The organism is Saltatorellus ferox, from assembly GCA_007751475.1.
Classification (GTDB): domain Bacteria; phylum Planctomycetota; class UBA1135; order UBA1135.
The window spans coordinates 2,050,918-2,068,514 of sequence record CP036434.1; the positions used below are offsets into that span (position 1 = coordinate 2,050,918).

A 17,597-nucleotide genomic window follows, 5' to 3' on the forward strand; every position below is an offset into this window, starting at 1 on the left:
GGGAGTTTCGGGCGGGAGCTTCGGTCAACGGCTTTGATCAGCCGGCGTACCGGGCCAGCTTCGGGCGGCACTCCGCTGGGGATGCTGCCGCCCGGGAGTTTCCTGAAGGATCAGTTGCAGGCTTCGCAGCTCTCCGGGTTCTCCAGAGAGCATGCGACCGCGTCCGTGTCGCTCACGGTCGCGGCGGCGGTGCCGCTGTCCGATTGCCGGATGCGAGTCGCGGGCCGTGAACGCAGGTAGTACGTCGTCTTGAGCCCCTGCTTCCATGCGTAGAGGTACATGCTGCTGAGCTTGCCGATCGTCGGGCTCGCCATGAACAGGTTCAGGGACTGGCTCTGGTCGATGTACGGGCCGCGCGCGGCGCCCATCTCGATCAGCGACTTCTGCGGCACTTCCCACGCCGTGCGATACAGCTCGCGGACGTCCGCCGGCAGCTCGTCGATGTCCTGGATCGAACCCTCGGCCTTCTTGATGCGCGAGCGCATGGACTCGGTCCACATGCCACGCTCCTTGAGTTCGTTCACGAGGTAGTTGTTGATCTGCATGAAGTCGCCGGAGAGCGTCTCGCGCTTGAACAGGTTCGAAACCTGCGGCTCGATGCACTCGTAGCAGCCCGCGATGCTCGCGATCGTCGCCGTCGGCGCGATGGCGATGACGAGCGAGTTGCGGACGCCCGTCTTGGCAATCTGCGCCTTGACCTCGGCCCATTCCTCCTTGAGCGTCGGCTCGATGCCCCAGAGGTCGAACTGGAGCTTGCCCTCGGCGGCCCACGTCTCCGCGAACGCCTCGTGGGCGCCGTGTTCGGCGGCCAGCTTGGCGGAGGTTCGCATGGCGTTCAGGTACAGGTGCTCCTGGATGCGCGCCGTCAGCTCCTGGGCCTCCGGTGCGTCGAACGCGATGCGCATCTGGAACAGAACGTCCTGGAGGCCCATGCAGCCGAGGCCCACGGGGCGCCAGCGGCTGTTGGAGGCCGCCGCGTCCGGCGTCGGATAGAAGTTGATGTCGATCACGCGATCGAGGTACTTCACCGCGGTGCGAACGACCTTGCCGAGCTCTTCGTAGTCGAAGCGCTTCGTGCCGTCCTCGTCCGTGACGACGAACTTGCCGAGGTTGACCGAGCCGAGGTTGCAGACCGCGGTCTCGTCCTTGGAGGTGACCTCCAGGATCTCGGTGCAGAGGTTCGAGAGGTGAACGACGTTGCCCGGGTTCTTGGCCTGGTTGCAGCGCTTGTTGCTCGTGTCCTTGAACGTCATCCACCCGTTGCCGGTCTGGGCGAGCGTCCGCATCATCCGCGAGTACAGCTCGCGCGCCTTGACCTGGCGCTCGAATTCACCGCGTGCCTCGGCCTCGGTGTAGAGTCGCTCGAACTCGTCGCCGTAGGTGTCCGTGAGCGTCGGCTGCTTCTTCGGATCGAAGAGTGACCACATCTCGTCCGCTTCCACGCGCTTCATGAAGAGGTCGGAGACCCAGTTCGCGAGGTTGAGGTTGTGGGTGCGGCGGGCCTCGTCGCCCGTGTTGTCGCGGAGCTCGAGGAACTCCTCGATGTCGGCGTGCCAGGTCTCGAGGTACACGCACGCGGCGCCCTTGCGGCGTCCGCCCTGGTTGACGGCGGCGACGGAGCTATCGAGGGTCTTGAGCCACGGGACGATGCCGTTGGACTCGCCGTTCGTACCGCGGATCAGGGAGCCGCGGCTGCGGACGCGGTGGTACGCCACCCCGATGCCGCCCGCGAACTTGCTGAGGCGTGCGATGTCCTGGTAGCGATCGTAGATCGACTCCAGGTCGTCCTGGGGGCTGTCCAGCAGGTAGCAGGAGCTGAGCTGCTGGTGGTGCGTTCCCGAATTGAAGAGCGTCGGGGAACTCGGGAGGTAGCGCAGCGACGAGATCAGCCGGTAGAAGTCGCGGGCCTCGCCCGGCGTCTCCGCGAGCCCGCAGGCGACGCGCATGAAGAAGTACTGGGGCGTCTCGGTGACCTTGCGGCTCTCGGGATGCTTGAGGAGGTAGCGGTCGTAGACCGTCCGCAGGCCGAAGTACTCGAAGAGGCTGGAGCGGTCGGCCTCGATCGTGTCGTTGAGCTTGCGCGCGTTCTTGGCCACGAACTTGGCGGTTCGCTCGTTGATGACGCCCATGTCGGCGCCGACCTTGATCGACTGGCTGAAGGAGTAGATCTCCTGGTTCTGGACCTCCTTGTCGATGTAGGTCGAGAGGAGGCGTGCCGCCAGACGGCTGTACTGGGGCTCCTCGGCCGTCAGCGAGGCGGCCGTCTGGATCGAGAGGCGGTCGAGTTCGGCCGTGGTGGCGCCGTCGTAGAGCCCGCTGATCGTCCGGGTGGCGATCCGCATGGAGTCCACGCCGGCGAGCCCTTCGGCGCAGCGGCTGACGGCCTTCACGATCTTGTTGAGATCGACGAGCTCGAGGTGCCCGCTGCGTTTCCGGACCTTCATCCCCGGGGCGCTATCTGCGTCGTTGGCGAAGGAGCCGCGGGCTCCGGAGGAGTCCGTGCGGGGAGAGGAGACGGCTGGAGATCCAGCGTGGGAGGAGGGCGACATGGTTCCGGCCTGAGTGGCGACCGGAGCGTCAGCGTGGGTGCGGTCCATGCTTGGCTTCGAGAGGCGGGGAGGAGAGTGCGGAGGGCGAAGAGAATGGGGGGCCTGGCCTATCCGCTGCCCGTGGGCTTCGTTGCGGATGGTGGGGCCGGTCTGTGCTGGCGCCAGGAATGGCTGCAGCGATCGGTGTTGCGGTGGATCTGGCTCCGGGGACAGCCAGTAGGCACGGCGACACCATATGTGCGCGTGGCGCGAGTTGCGGCCACCATATATAGGGGTGCTGGCTGACCCGCAAGGATAGCAGAGTGAGACACTCCGAACAACCGGCATCTCTCCGAAGAACTACACGGAGTGGTGGCTTTTTGGCGCCAGGGTGGATCCGACCACAATATGTGGGGGCATGCTGGCGCCCTGCCGTGATGGGGCGGAATCGAGGGCGATTTCAGGCCTCGAGGCGCCATTCGGCTCTCAGGAGCCCGATCGCGCCGAGGTGGTAGGTCACGTGAAACAGGTGCCCTTCCAGGAAGACCATACGGGAGATCAAGGTCGATCGAAAGGCCGGGTGGACCTCGACGAGCGGCGGCCTCTCCAAGTCGGCATCGGTCAGTGACTTGAGCGCGCCGAGGACCAGGAAAGACAGGCGATTCACTTCGGCTACCAGCACGGGAAGTCCCGTAGTTGCGTAGGAAGTCGCTTCTTGGGCGGGCGCAGTAGACAGCGCAGACGCGGCGGGCGCCGCGCCGCGTCGGGCGGCACAGGCTTCCATCGTCGGCGACAGCTTCGCCCCCCCCGGCCCGAGCGCGATCGCCTCGGCCGCGCTGGCCATCGCTTCCGCGACGTGGCTCGCATGCCAGCCAATGGGCGGACGCCCTCCCATCGACTTCCAGGCCAGCTCTTCCGTCAGGCCGTGCCCGAGGCTCCGTACGAGGACGCGGTAGCGGTGTTCCAGCTGGCGTGCGATGAACTCGGCGATCATCCGGCCATTTCACTCGACCCGCGCACCGCGTTCACCCCCGCCGCCCGTTATCGCGTCCCCGTCAGGCGGGCGTAGCGGTAGTAGACCTCCATGCAGAGAACCATCGCCGCCGTGGAGTAGACGCGGCCCCCCTGGGGACCCCACGGCCCGGCCGGGTCCCACGATCCCATCGACGACCCGTCGGCCCGCTGGGAGTCGATCACGGCGCTCTTCATCGCGCGGTTCCACTCCTTCCAGTGGCGACCGCCCATCTGGAACATCGCGTAGCTGCCGTAGTACCAGTAGTACATATCGCAGTCGCCCGCTTCCGGGTTCCAGCGCGGCGGCGTCCGCAGGAGCAGGTCCGCCTGCTTCGTCATGATCGGTGAGTCGTCGGGCGTCTGTCCGAGGAAGAAGCGGCCCAGAAGTCCCACCGCCGTCAGTGCCTCGCCGCGCTCCGGCGCGAACTGATCGTTGACTCCGAGGACGCGCGAGCTGCGGCTCCCGCGCTCTGTGTAGCCCACGCGACCCGTGGCCTCTTCGGTCATCTCGTCGAACCAGAGGAGCGTCGCCGTGAACGCTTCGTGATCCACCTCCAGTCCGCAGTCCTGCGCCGCCTTCATGGCGAAGAGTGCCCACCCGGTCACGGACGTGTCGGTGTCACCGAAGGGCGGCGGTTGATAGCCCCAGACCCCGTAGGGCTGGCGGTGGCGGCTCAGGTAGTGGCTGGCCTTCTGCGCGCGCTGGCGCAGGTGGACGGAGCGATCGAGGCGGACGATTTCACACAGGGCCAGCGTCGCGAGGATGTGGTCGTAGATGTAGCCGTGTCCGATCGCGTGGCCGATGAGACCGGTCTCACGATCCTGCGACTGACTCAGGAACTTCGCGCCGCGGGTGACCGTGTCGCGGTACTTGCCGCGCTTCAACGTGTGCCCGTCGCCCAGGAAGGCGAGCAGCGCAAAGCCGGTCAGGCCCACGTCGTGGTTCGGATCGCCTGCGCCGGTCGTGCGGTCACTTTCGGGGTCATGGAGCATGAAGTCGTCGGCGTTCCAGCGGCCGTCGACGTCCTGATGGCGCGCGAGCCAGGCGAGGCCCTTGTCGACCGCGACGTTCGTCTGTTTCGTACCGCCGGATCGCGGAGGGCCTCCGCCGAGGCCGCGACCGCCGTCCGCTCCGCCGCCGATGCCGAGCACGCCGTTCTCGCCCGTGTGATCGAACGGGTTGGGACTGGGCGTGGGGGAGACGCTGTCGGAGAGGGCTGTGTCGTTCGAGTCCTCTAGCGATTCCGTGCTGGTGAAGTCCTCGATGACGGGCTCGTCCATCACCTCTTCCGTCTCGATCTCATCGGGCTCCTCCGGGAGCTCTTCGATGGGGTCGGGTTCGGGCGGTGCTTCGAGTTCGGCGATGATGGTCTGTTCGTCGGCGGGTTCGAAGACGCTCCACGGGATGGCAGCGATGACGAGGAAGAGAACGAAGTGGAGCGCGCCGGATAGCAGCAGCCAGGGGGCGCGCTCCATCCACTCGTAGAGGACGTCGTGAAAGGTCTCCTCGTCTTCCCAGCTCTTCGGGAGTGTGCTGATGATCGTGGCGCTGTCGGCTCTTGGTTCCATGGTGTACCTCGTGTTTGGGTCTGGACACACCTTCTCCCCGTGTCCACCCATGGACCGCCGGGCATGTGTCCGCGCGATCCCTGGATCGCGCACCTGAACGCAGGCTCGGGCCGCCCACTGCGGGGGGCCCTGGTCTCGCGCTGCGTACGCATTCAGAACGTTCCCGGGGCCGCTCGGTTCACGCGCTGCGCAGGATGTCGACCCAATGCAAGAACGCCCGCTCCGGCCATGGCCGGAACGGGCGTTCCATCGAGCAAGCTCGTGGGGCGTCTTAGCGCGCGCCGAGCACCTTGGCGTAGCGGAAGTACACCTCGAGGCAGAGCACCATGGTCGCGGTCGAGTAGACGCGGCCGCCGGCGTAGCCCCAGGGGCCGACCGGGTCCCACGAACCCTTGAACGCGGTGCCGCCGTCGGAGCGCTGGCTTTCCACCACGGCGGGCTTCATGGCCTTGTTCCACTCTTTCCAGTACTTGCCGCCCATCTGGAACATGGCGTAGCTGCCGTAGTACCAGTAGTACATGTCGCAGCCGAACTTCTCGGGCTCCCACTTCGGAAGGCGGCGAAGCAGAAGCTCCGCGTGGTCCTTCATGATCGTCTGATCGTCCGGGTTCTGACCCAGGAAGAAGCGGCAGAGGAGGGCCACGGCGGTCAGGGCCTCACCCGAGTCGGTCGGGTACTGCTCCTGGTTCATGCCGGCGACTCGCGAGGACGGTGAACCGCGCTCGGTGTAACCCACGCGACCGGTGCCTTCGTCGGTCATCTCGTCGAAGAACTGGATCGCCGCGACGTAGGCTTCCTCGTCGACGTCGAGCTTGCCTTCCTGGGCCGACTTCATGGCGAAGATCATCCATCCGGTGACGGAGGTGTCGCTGTCGCCATCGGGCGGGACGGCGTAGCGCCAGGCACCGTACGGGTTGCGTGCACGGCTGATGTAGTTGATCGCCTTCTGGGCCTTCGTCTTCAGCAGGATCGACTTGTCGATGTAGTACGTCTCGCACATGGCGAGCGTCGCGATCGCATGGTCGTAGAGGAACGCCTGGCCGATCTCCTGTCCGAAGATGCCGGACTCCTTGTCCTGCTGGGCTGCGAGCCACTTGATGCCCTTCGAGACGACGTCCTTGTAGGCGCCGCGGGTCATCGTGTGGCCGTCGCCGAGGAACGCGAGGAGCGCGAGCCCGGTCACGCCGATGTCGTGGATCGCGTCGCCGCCGTCGTCGCGGTCGTTCTTGTCCTTGTCGTCGTCGTGCTTCCAGAACTCGTCGGCGTCCCAGCCACCGCTCTCGTCCTGGTGGTTCTTGAGCCACTCGAGGCCGTCCTTGATGGCCTGCTCGGTGCCGGTGCCGCCCGCGGCGCGCAGGTTGCGACGGCCGCCGAAGCGTCCACCGTACTTGCCGCCCGCGCCGCCACCGATGCCGAGCACCGCGTTGGAGTTGTTGCTATCGAAGGGCGAGTCCGCGTTCGAGTCGTTGCCCTCGGAGGACTCGTAGTCCTCGTTGGTGTCGGTCTCGTTGTGGTCCGAGACCTCGAACTCCTCGATGATCGGCTCTTCCTCGGTCTCCTCTTCCTCGATCTCCTCGGGCTCTTCCTCTTCCTCCTCGAGCTCCTCGGGGGGTGGTTGCTCGATGCTCGCTTCGACGTTCTGGTCGGGGGTCTTCTCGAAGACGCTCCACGGGATGGCCGCGACGATGAGGAAGAGGACGAAGTGCAGGGCGCCTGAGATCAGGAGCCACGGCGCCTTGCTCATCCACTCGTACAGGACGTCGTTGAACGTTTCCTCCTCTTCCCAGGGCTTGGGCATGGAGGACTCAATATGGATATCGCGGTAGTCGTTGCTCATGAGCGGTGGCGCGTTCTTGTCGATGCGCCTCCCCCGGAAAGCGGAAGAGGGGCTGGATCGCGTGAGGGGGGACCCCGTCGAATCGGGGCCGTTCTGGGGGTGCCTGGGTGGCCCCGAAGGGCTTTTCGAGGCTCCACAGGGTCAACGTGGGGGCCGTTGGAGGGTTCAGAGGTTATCCGGGGAATCTGCCGGTGACTACAGAGCAGGCCAGAAGCCTCTCCGAAGCGGCCTCACGGCTACTTCGAACGTAGGCGGCGGCCCGCGGAGAGGAAGTCCTTGCGGAGCTGCTCCGGGGCGAGGTGCGTGGTCCTGACGAGGTCCGCAAGTCCTCTGGCCACGCGGACTTCCGACGATTCCTCCGCGATGGCCTTGCGCAGCTTCGTCTGGAGTTCGAGGTCCTTGAAGGGGAGGGCTTCGGTGGCGCGAGTGCGGTCGACGATCTTGAGAAGCACGTAGGCCTGGGGTGTGCCTGCGGGATTGAACTCCAGGATCGGGCTCAGCTCGCCGGCGTCCGCCTCCTGGACGAACGTCGTCACCTCTTCGGTCTGGGTGGTGAAGTCGCGCTGGAAGAGTTCGGCGAGGCGGGTCGTCGGGACGTCGCGGACGAGGCTCTCATCGCCCTGCAATTCGGGAGAGACGAAGGTCCGGATGGCCTCGTCGAAGGTCAGGATGCCGTCCTGGATGCGTTCGCGCAGCGTCTCGATCTCGCCTTTGACCGCTTCGGGTGGACGGCCACCAGGTGTGACCATGAGCACGATCCGCTGGACGGAGACCTTGCCCTGCCGGGTCTTGCCGACCACGGCGTTGAGCTTTTCGTCGCGCGCTTCCACGTATTCGCGGTAGCGGGCCCACTGCTGGCCCGGCCGGATGTACGAATCCACGAAGATGCGCCCGGTGGCCCCGGGCAGGTCGCCCTTGATGGAGTTCTCCCAGAGGTTGGCCATGAGGCCCTCGCCGAGCAGATTCTTGTAATCGTTCGGGGTGATGCCGAAGCGTTCGAAGTTGGCGGCGGCGGCCTGGGCGCCCCCGAGTTCCTCGAGTTTGGCGCGGAAGAAGCGTTCGCGCTCGGCCTCGATGAGCTCTTCCTCGTACCCCTGGGACCGCCCGCCCTGGATCTTGAGCCGCTGCTCGATCAGCTGGGTCAGGGCCGCGGAGATCTTGAGGGCCTGCCGCTTGGCGGGATCGAGGTCGGGCTGGTCAACGGTGGGATCCTCGAAGCGCGGACTCCCGAGCCAGCTGAAGACGTCGATCCGAGTGATGATCTCTTCCCCGACGACGGCGACGTGAAAGTTCCCGTACTGGTCGAGCAGCCGCATCTCGAGCTCGGTACTGGGCTTCCACCGCCCCTCCTGTGCCCCAGGAGCCACCTGCGCCCCCAAGAAAACGGCCAGACCAAGTGCAGAGAGAATCGCCATCCCGCCATCCTCCCCGCCGCCTCCCCACATCTCAAGCAGCGCCCCCCATTAACCGTCCCCCAACCGACACAAACGGACCAGGTGCAAACGTTCCGGAATGGACGGACCAGGTGCATCCATTCCGGAATGGATGCACCTGGTCCGTCCATTCCGGAACGTTTGCACCTGGTCCGTTTGTGTCGGTTGGGGGGCGGTGGAGATCTCCTGGAATGGTGTGAACCGCGGCGGAGCGATCCAGATGGGGTTTCATGAAGTATCTCCTCGATCCTCGCCCGCCTCTCTCGCTCGGGCTCGTCTGTTGCGTTCTCGGGAGCGCGGCCTTTTCCCAGGTTTCCTTCACAGAGGCGGCGCCTGCCGTCGGTTGGGTGGCGCTCGCGGCCCTGCCTGGTGCGGCCCCCCGCGCCTGGTCCGTCACCTTCTCCGATGCGGAGCCGGACACCGCCTATGCCGGGTCCTCGGCCGGGCTTCTCATTTCGCTCGATCAAGGGACCAGCTGGTCCCTTCAGAGTCCATGGCCCCGGGACCACGCGGGCTACGGCATCGTCGCCGCGTCCCCCGCCGATCCCGGAACCATCGTCGGCGCCATCGGACTCAGCGGCGTCTGGCGCACCACGGATCGTGGGCTCACCTGGGTCCAGCCCACAGTCCCTCCCGACGAAGGGTTTCTGGTCGACGTTCGGTTCGCGCCCGGCTGCGCCAGCGTCGTCTTCGTTCAGGGCTTCGGCCAGTTCCTATGGCGCAGCGTCGACGGCGGCGACCACTTCCACCCCTTCTTCGACGCGGGCCCGGGCGGCTCCGTCTCAGGTTTCGACGTCGCCGAGGGCAACCCGTTCCACGTGGTCGTCCATTCCGGTGGGAACGTCTGGATCACGCGAGACGGTGGCCTGAACTGGCTACGGCGCGCCGCGCCCGCTGGCGCCATCGGTCCGATCCTCCTCGATCCCTTCGATCCCACCCGCATGCTCGTGCTGGGATTCGGCAACCTCTTCCGAAGCGACGACGAAGGGGCCACCTGGACCGAGTCCGGCGTCGCTCCCACGGGCAGCATCGCGTTCGACGCATTCGAATGGGATCGCGGGGTCCCCGGCGCGATCCACCTCGGCGCCCGTGGCCTCGGCGTCTATCGCTCAGGAGACGCCGGCCAGACCTGGAGTCTCATCGGCGGCCCAGGCCTCGATCGATCCAGCGCGCGCCCCTACGACCTCGCCACGTCACCAGCGCGCCCGGGCCGCGTGCTCCTCGGTGAGGCTGGCGGTCTCTTCACTTCGTCTGACGGAGGCCTCTCCTACAGCAACCGGAACGCCGGGCTCGGCGAGCACGCCTGGATCACCGGCGTCGCCGCTGATCCGACCGATCGGAACCGGATCGTCGCAGCCAGCGGCGGCACCGTCGCCACCTCCGCGGACGGCGGTGCCACCTGGACGCCTTCCGCGCTCGCACCGCGCACCCATCCCCAGCCGGTCCGCGCTGACCCCACGACCCCAGGGCGCTTCTACCTCACGGACACCGCGGTCGGCCTCCACCGCAGCGACGACGGCGGCCTCACCTTCGACCTCGTCTTCGAGCAGCCGGGCGTGTACTTCTGGAACGTCGCGCCGCACCCGACGACCCCCGGACGCGTCTTCGGCGCAGGCGCGGGCCTCTGTCGCAGCGACGACTCAGGCGCCACGTTCAGCGGCAACCTCGTCGGCGCGGGCTGGGTCTGGGCCGTCGAGATCAGCCCCGTCGACCCCGACGTCATGTTCTGCTCCACCGGCTCGACGGTGCTTCGAAGCCTCGACGGTGGCCTCTCCTTCCAGCCGGCCCTCACGTCGCCGCCGGCCGTGGTGCGGACGCTGCAAGCCGACCCTTACGACGCGAACGTCGTTTACGGGACCTCGGACGGGTCCGGCGCCTGGAAGAGCGAGGACGCGGGCCTCCACTGGTACAGGCTTCCCGAGAGCCGCAGGAGTGAGAGCGGCCTCGCGCCGCTCCCGGGTCTCCCCGGCGGGTGGATCTCGGGCCTGGGGGCGTCGCAGAACGCGCGGATCAGCCTCGACGATGGCATGACCTTCCGAACGCTGCGCTCAGCCCTGGGCTCGTCCGCCAGCGTTCTCTCCAGCACCCCTTCGGACGTCTTTCTCGGCACCAGCGGAAGCGGCATATTCCGCCTCGCGAGCCGCCGCTGAGAGCTACCCTCTCCGGCATGATCGCCGCCATCGCCCCGGACCTGCACCCGATCGTCGCCCTCGTTCTCCAGAAGGAGATCGCGGGCGACGACGCGTTTGCCCTCATCTCGCTGGTGGCCGGAATCGCGGTCTTCGCAGGACTCGCCGAGATCGTTCAGCGTCGGGCCGGCAAGGGCTTTCCGATTCCGCTCCTGATCTACAGCCACCTCCTTCTGATCGTCGTCTTCGTGTATTCGCTCCTGGCCCTCGTGGACACCCCCGTGGGAGCCGATGCCGCCGAGTCGGCGGTCGTGGGGCGCTGGCCGCTCTACGCCACGCTCCTGCCGCTTCCGTTCATCGTTCTTGGCCGTCTGGTGTCGACGAAGAAATCCTGAGTTCACGGTTATGCTTCAGGAGGCCCGTGCGCAGGCCCCTTCATGAAGCGAGCCAGCACCGAGATCGAGCCCGGCGGCGTCGAGGCCGAATTCCAGCGCTTCCGAGACGAGGGTGATCTCGACGCACTGGGGCACGTCTTCGATGCGACGGGCCCCCGGCTCCTCGGCCTCGCCGCGCGCCTTGCGGCGGACGCCTCCGAAGCCGAGGACCTGGTCCAGGCCACCTTCCTGAAGGCCCTGACCAGCCGAGACCAGTGGGACGCGTCGCGGCCGCTCCTGCCGTGGCTCGCCGGGATCCTGAGCCATCGCGCCATCGACCAGGGCCGCAGGCGCCGGGTACGGCACGCGCTCCCGCTCCTGGATCCAGACTCGAAGACCGGCCACGCCGCGGATCCCGCCGCCCAGGCGGCCTTCGAGGATGATCGACGCACGGTTCTGGAGGGCGTCCGCAGGCTGGGCGAGCCCTACCGCGAGCTCTTGGCCCTTCGGATTACTGATGAACTCGATACGGCGGAGCTCGCGGCCAGGCTCGGTCGATCCGCAGCCACGATCCGCGTGCAGCTCGCCCGCGGCCGCGAGCGACTGGAGGCGCTTCTTCCCGCGGAGCTCCGGCTCAGCGCGCTCCTGCTCCTCGACCAGGGCTCGGTTCTCGAGGGCGTGCGCGGCCAGGTCCTGAGCCAGGGGGCCAGCCTTCGCGCCGCCGCGGAGCTGGGGACTTCGCTGGCGGCCCGGCCAGCGACCGCCGCCCTGGGAGGCTGGGCCGGGGCCAAGGTCGCCGCTGTGGCAGCCATGGCCACGGCGGCGCTCGTCGCTGTCCTCGCGGTCTGGATGACGGCGGATCGAACGGCTCCCGCGGGTGAGCCATTCTCGACCGTCATGGCGGGACAGCCCGGCGACCGCGACCCGCGTGCCAGCGAACCACTCGTCGCCGTCGATTCCCCGACGGGCGCACCATCCGAGTCCGCGCTCGCCGGAGGAGCCGCCGTCCCGGAGGCCGCCACGCTTCGCGTCGAGGTTCAGCGCGAAAATGGCTCTGCTGGGACCCTGGCGCCGGGCGTCGGCGTCTACGTGCGGCGCGTGGGGGAGACGTGGCTCGGGCACCAGGGCGTGACGGACGAGGAGGGCGTCGCCCTGTTCGCGGACCTGCCCCGTGGGCGCTACCGCGTTTCCCTGGGACCGGTGAGCGGGCCGCCGACCGAGGTCGCCGTGCTCGAGGCGCGCACGCTCTCCCTCGTCATCCCCGATGGGGTCGACGTGAAGGGCCGCGTGCTCGCCTTCGACGGGACGCCCGTGGGCGGCGCCCACGTCTATCGCATGGACCGGTTCCATCACGATGCCGCCCAATGGGTGGCGACCACCGGGCCCTCCGGGCAGTTCGAGGCCGCGGACCTTGCGAGCGGCGTCGAGCTTCTCGCCCGCGCGCCCGGCCACCAGCCGACGGGAGGGAAGCGCTATGGCTTCAGCAACCGCGTTCGTGGAGTCGCAGGTGCTACCCAGACGATCGACCTCCAGCTCGGTGCGCTCGGCCATTCCCTGGAGGGACGAGTGCTCGGACCCGACGGCCAGCCGGCGCCGTTCGCCCTGGTCACCATCGCCGTGGACGAGGATGCGCGCAACAACCTCCACGGGATGGAGCCCGGCAGCTTGAGCCGCGAGGATGACGCCACCGGGAGCACGAAGCCCCAGGACACGGACTCCTTCCTCATACGCGCCGACGCCGAGGGGGTCTTCCGATCCGACGAGGTGCCGCGCGGGACCGTGGCGCTCTTCGCGCGAGCCCTGGACGATCGTTCACGCATCGGCACCGCGCTCGTTGACGTGGCAAGTGCCGGGGTGACACCTACCCAGGTCTTCTTGGAGCCCGGCGCCATGGTCGTCGGTCGCGTCCTGGACACTGCCGGCAGGCCGCGGGTCGGGATCGTTCTCGAGGCGAGGTGGGAAGGCACTCCCGCGCTCGGTCATTTCGAATCCGGCTTCGGGGAGGAGGCTTTCCTCGGCCGAGCGATCAGCCGTTCCGACGGCACTTACAGCATCGTGGGGCTGCTTCCCGGGGAGACCACGCTCCGGATCATCAATTCGAACGGCGGCGCGCTGCTCAGCAACCGGGTCGAGCTGGAGGATGCGTTCGAGTGGAACCCCGTGATCCCGGTTCATTCCGAACTTCGGGTGCGCGCGGTCACCGCGGCGGGGGAGCCACTCGTCGGCTGGCGTGTATGCATCCAAGGGGCCCAGAGTAGGGTTCGGCTCGAAGAGCCATTCCTGACCGACGAGAATGGGCGCGTTCATTGCCGCGGTCTCGAGGAGGGCGAGAGAGTGATCACGCTCCACGCACCGCCGCAGGGCACGTCCCCGGGCCGCGCGGTTCCGCTGGTTCACACCCGAGCCAGACCTTCGGAGGAGGAGGTCGTGCTCGTCTACGACCCAGCCGCAGCCTGCGAGGTCTCAGGCTCCGTGCAACTGCCGGAGCCCACCAGCCCGCGGGGCAGGGGCGCGAAGGTTCAGCTCATGCTCGAGGACTTCGACCAGCTCGGCGAGCAGTCGCTTTCCGATACCGGCGCGTTCCGATGGAAGTCGCTTCCAGCAGGCGACTATCGACTCCTGCTCCATGCGCGCGACGCGGGCGTCCCCCGTGATCTGGAGCTCGCGGCGTTCACGCTGGCCCCCGGGGAATCAAGGGACCTGGGCGAGTTTCTTCCGGCCCGTGGAACCGTTCTCGTGCTGCACGTCGACGCCGCCGGCCGGGCTTTGCCGGAGGACCGCGACGTCCGCCTGCGCGGGACGGGAAGCTGGCGGTTCTCCGGGACGAGCTATCGGCTCTCCCGGCGAAGCGTCGACGAGCCGTTCCGCTCGGAGCCACTCGCACCGGGCGCCTACACCGTTTTCGTCGACGACGATCGATCTGCCCTCTCGTCGCGGCTCATCGAGATTCAGGCTGGCGCCGAGGAGCAGCAGGAGTTCTGGTCCCTCGATCTCGGTGAACCCGTCGAGCTGGTCATCCACTTCGATCGCGAACCCGACCCCGATGTCGACGTGGTCCGCCCTCGCTGCAAGTCCACCGAGGGGCGCGTGGACCTCACTCTGTTCAGCGGCGACTCCACCGAACTCTGGGGCCCACGCATCACGGAACCCTACGACATGCCGGGCCAGAAGGTCCTGACGATTCGGCGCCCCATGCAGCCCGGCCTCTATCACCTGTGGGTCGAGGACGAACGCTTCGACGGGTGGGACAAGTCCTGGGCCACGGTCGACTTCGCGGTCACCGAGGGGGCCTTGAACCGGGTCGAGATCCACCTGAGCGAGCCCCTCCCGCCGCGGGCCCGCTGAACCCTCACGCCGCCGCGATCTTCTCCAGCCACGTCACCGCCTTCTCCGGCTTTCCGTGCAGGTGCGCGGGGAGCACGAGGTGCGCCACGCCCGGCTTGATCCGGCGCAGGTCGATGCGCTGGCGGCCAGCGGCCCTCGCTCCGCCCGCGAACAGGTGCTCGAAGGCCACCGCGTCCGTGTACTGGATCACGTAGCGATCGTCGTGCCAGGCCACGTGGCGGATGCCCGAAGCGTCCATCGGGATCTTCAGGGTGAAGAGACGCAGGAGCTCTTTGGCCTGATCCGGCGCGCGGCCGTAGCGATCGACGAGGCCCTTGAAGGCGTCCTTCAGCACATCGATCTCGTCGGCCTGGGAAAGCAGCCGAAGCGCATCGAGTCGCTCGTCCGGCTTCGCGATCCAGTCGTCGGGCAAGAACGCGCGCAGGCCGACCTCCAGCTCGCAGCCCGCCTCGGTTTCCTCGAACCTGGGCTTCTGGCGATCGGCGGCCTCGCCGGACGAGAGCCGCTCGACCGTCAGCTTCAGGAGCCGGCAGTACATGTCGTAGCCGATCGCCGCGATGTGCCCCGACTGCTGGGGCCCGAGCACGTTGCCCGCGCCGCGCAGCTCGAGGTCCTTCACCGCGATACCGAAGCCCGCGCCGAGGTGGTTCATTTCCTCGAGGGCCTTCAGTCGATCGCGCGCCTGGCTCTTCAGCGGCTTGTGCTTCTCGACGAGCAGATAGCAGAATGCCTTGACGCTGCCGCGGCCGACGCGGCCGCGCAGCTGGTGCAGCTCGGCGAGGCCGAAGTGGTCGGCATCGTCGACCATGATCGTGTTGGCGGTCGGCACGTCGACGCCGTTCTCGATGATCGTCGTGGCGACGAGCACGTCCGCGTCGCCCCGGCGGAACGACTCCATGACGTTGCGTAGCTCCGGCGCCGGCATCTGACCGTGGCCGATCGCGAACCGCGCCTCGGGCACGAGCGACCGCAGCTTCGCCGCGGTCTGCTCGATCGACGTCACGCGGTTGTGCAGGAAGAAGATCTGCCCGCCGCGGTTCAGCTCGTGCCGGAACGCCTCGACGATCATGTCGTCGTCCTCGCGGTACCCGAGCACGGTGTCGATCTCCTGGCGACCCGGCGGCGCCTCGTTCAGCGCGGAGATGTCGCGGATGCCCGAGAGTGACATGTGCAGCGTCCGGGGGATCGGCGTCGCCGTCAGGGTCAGCATGTCGACGTTCGCCCGGAGCTTCTTGAAGTGCTCCTTGTGCGTCACGCCGAAGCGCTGCTCCTCGTCGATGATCACCATCCCGAGGTTCTTGAACTTGACGTCCTTGCCGAGGATCCGGTGCGTGCCGATGACGACGTCGACGCCGCCGCTCGCGAGGCCCGCCACCGTGTCCTTCTTCTCCTTCGGCGTCGTATAGCGCGACAGCCCGCGGACGACCATCGGGAAGTCCGCCATGCGCGTGCGAAACGTGTTCAGGTGCTGTTCGGCGAGGATCGTGGTCGGCACGAGCACCGCGACCTGACCGCCGCCCGAGACCACGCGGAACGCCGCGCGCACCGCCATCTCGGTCTTGCCGAAGCCGACGTCTCCGCAGAGGAGCCTGTCCATCGGACGCTCCGACTGGAGGTCGCGCGCCATCTCGATCGTGACCTCGGCCTGGTCCGCCGTGTCCTCGTAGGGGAACTCGTCGAGGAACTGCTGGACGAGTTCCGGATCCCCGGTCCACGCGTCCCGCTTGCGAAGCTGGCGCTTCGCCTGCACCTCGATCAGCTCGGACGCGAGGTCGAACAGCCCCTGCTCGACCTTCTCCTTGCGCTTGCGGAACGCATTGCCGCCGATCTTGTCCAGCGCGAGCCCGGCGCCGCCGGCGCCAATATAGCGCTGGACCATGTCGATCCGGCTCGCGGGCACGTAGAGCGAAACCTCGCCGGCGAACTCGAGGTGCAGGTGCTCCTCTTCGCCCGTCCCGCGCGACATGCGCTTGAGCCCGCGGTAGCGACTCAGGCCGTGGACGGCGTGCACGACGAGATCGCCGGGCCGCAGCTCGAAGAAGCTCTGGAGCGCGCGGACCTTGTGCTGGTGCGCCCGGGACGACGCCTTCTTGCGCGCGCCGAGCGTGCCCTTGAGTTCGTGGCTGCCGACGATGAGCAGGTTCCAGGGCGGCGCGCGGAAGCCGCGGCTGACGTAGCCCGTATGCAGCTCGAGCCCCGTGACGCCAGCTTTCTCGAACTGCGCGCCCATGCGGTCGCGCTCCGCGTCGGTGAGGCAAGCGACGATGACCCGCGTGCCGCCTTCGGCGAGCTGGCTCAGCTCGGGGGCCGCCGCCGTCACGCCGGAACTCAGGCCCTGGACCGAGCGCGTATCGAGGGAGAGATCGTCGCCCGGCAGACTCTGGAGTTCCAGGATCGTGCGGCGGCTGAGACCCTTGTCGAGCACGCGTAGCGCGCGCTCGTACAGGGGCGACTGGATCCTCAGCGAGCTCGCCTTCTCGTCGATCCGCAGCGGCTCGATGCGAATCACGAGGGCGTTCTCGGGCAGGAGATAGATGACGGGCGAGCCGTCGCCGTCCTCCAGCGTGCCCGAGTCGCTGGCGAGGCAGACCTCGATCGCCTCGTGCTTCGCGGTCGAACGCTGCTCCTCGGGATCGAAGGTCCGGAGGCTCTCGATCTCTTCCTCGAACATCTCGATGCGGAGCGGCTCCTCGCTCGCGAACGGAAAGATGTCGAGGATGTCGCCGCGCAGGCTGACGTGGCCCGCGAGCTCCGCCAGCGGCTCGCGCGTGTAGCCCGCGCGGATGAGCCGGTTGAGCAGCGCCTGGACATTGAGGACCGCGCCGACCTTCAGCGACACGAATTCGGCCTGGAGGTCCTTGAGCCTCGGCACGGGTTGAAGCAGGGACAGCACCGACGCCACGATCACGTCGGGCCGCGCATCCACGGGCCCCGCGAGGTTCTGGGCCATCTGCAGGCGCAGGCGGATCGACGTCGCGTCCGCGTGGCCCTTGCGTGCTCCGCCCTCCCGCGCCGGGAACTGGGAGCTTCCGACGCCGAAGGCCGCGAGGTCGAAGACGAACGACTCGGCCTCGCCGTCCGTCGAGGCGATGGCGACCACGGGGCGACCGATCTCGCGGATCAGCTGCGCCGCGACGAATCCCTGGGCGCCACCCCAGACGTTGCCGATGGACACGGATCCCTTGCGCTCCAGCGCTCGCAGGATGCGCGTCTTCTCGGAGGACGGGAACGCGAGTTCCGACGCGTCGACCAGGACCGTGCCGGCCTGGGACGCGCCTTCGCTTCGGTCGGCGTTCTTGGCCGAGGTATCGACGAGGCTCTGGGACATCGGTAAGTCGCTGGGGCCGTGGCGCGGCCTGGGGTGGGAT

At 67.8% G+C, this 17,597-nt stretch carries 9 protein-coding genes; 3 read left to right on the forward strand and 6 right to left on the reverse strand.

What is annotated here, in order from left to right:
- Positions 1-110: 110 nt before the first annotated feature.
- The 5 genes from Poly30_RS07410 to Poly30_RS07435 all read right to left on the reverse strand — a co-directional run bounded on the left by Poly30_RS07410 (position 111) and on the right by Poly30_RS07435 (position 8,363).
- A complete protein-coding gene (locus Poly30_RS07410) occupies positions 111-2,549 on the reverse strand; it encodes a ribonucleoside-diphosphate reductase subunit alpha (RefSeq protein WP_145195825.1) in 2,439 nt (812 codons plus the stop codon).
- Between the two features lie 439 nt (positions 2,550-2,988).
- The gene (locus Poly30_RS07415; protein ID WP_145195827.1) at positions 2,989-3,522 is read right to left on the reverse strand and encodes a DinB family protein; all 534 of its coding nucleotides are present in this window, start codon (positions 3,520-3,522) and stop codon (positions 2,989-2,991) included.
- Positions 3,523-3,569: 47 nt separating this feature from the next.
- Positions 3,570-5,111: a prenyltransferase/squalene oxidase repeat-containing protein gene (locus Poly30_RS07420; RefSeq protein ID WP_145195829.1), complete on the reverse strand. Its 1,542-nt coding sequence runs from the start codon at positions 5,109-5,111 to the stop codon at positions 3,570-3,572.
- 271 nt (positions 5,112-5,382) lie between these two features.
- Positions 5,383-6,948, reverse strand: coding sequence for a prenyltransferase/squalene oxidase repeat-containing protein (locus Poly30_RS07425; protein ID WP_419191084.1), 1,566 nt, complete (start codon positions 6,946-6,948; stop codon positions 5,383-5,385).
- A gap of 236 nt (positions 6,949-7,184) precedes the next feature.
- Complete coding sequence (locus Poly30_RS07435) at positions 7,185-8,363, reverse strand: hypothetical protein (RefSeq protein ID WP_145195832.1); 1,179 nt, start codon at positions 8,361-8,363, stop codon at positions 7,185-7,187.
- Positions 8,364-8,611: 248 nt separating this feature from the next.
- On the opposite strand from Poly30_RS07435, the gene Poly30_RS07440 reads away from it, so the two are divergent.
- From Poly30_RS07440 to Poly30_RS07450, 3 genes are read left to right on the forward strand one after another with little or no spacing between them, the layout of a single operon-like run.
- Positions 8,612-10,531 carry a WD40/YVTN/BNR-like repeat-containing protein gene (locus Poly30_RS07440; protein ID WP_145195834.1) on the forward strand — a complete coding sequence of 640 codons (1,920 nt, stop codon included), beginning with the start codon at positions 8,612-8,614 and terminating at the stop codon, positions 10,529-10,531.
- Between the two features lie 17 nt (positions 10,532-10,548).
- Positions 10,549-10,905: a hypothetical protein gene (locus Poly30_RS07445; RefSeq protein WP_145195836.1), complete on the forward strand. Its 357-nt coding sequence runs from the start codon at positions 10,549-10,551 to the stop codon at positions 10,903-10,905.
- A 42-nt stretch (positions 10,906-10,947) separates the two neighbouring features.
- Positions 10,948-14,229 (forward strand): sigma-70 family RNA polymerase sigma factor, encoded by a 3,282-nt coding sequence (locus Poly30_RS07450; RefSeq protein ID WP_145195839.1) that lies wholly within the window; start codon positions 10,948-10,950, stop codon positions 14,227-14,229.
- 4 nt (positions 14,230-14,233) lie between these two features.
- On the opposite strand, the gene mfd is transcribed toward Poly30_RS07450, so the two are convergent.
- Positions 14,234-17,557 (reverse strand): transcription-repair coupling factor, encoded by a 3,324-nt coding sequence (gene mfd / locus Poly30_RS07455; protein WP_145195842.1) that lies wholly within the window; start codon positions 17,555-17,557, stop codon positions 14,234-14,236.
- Between the last annotated feature and the right edge of the window lie 40 nt (positions 17,558-17,597).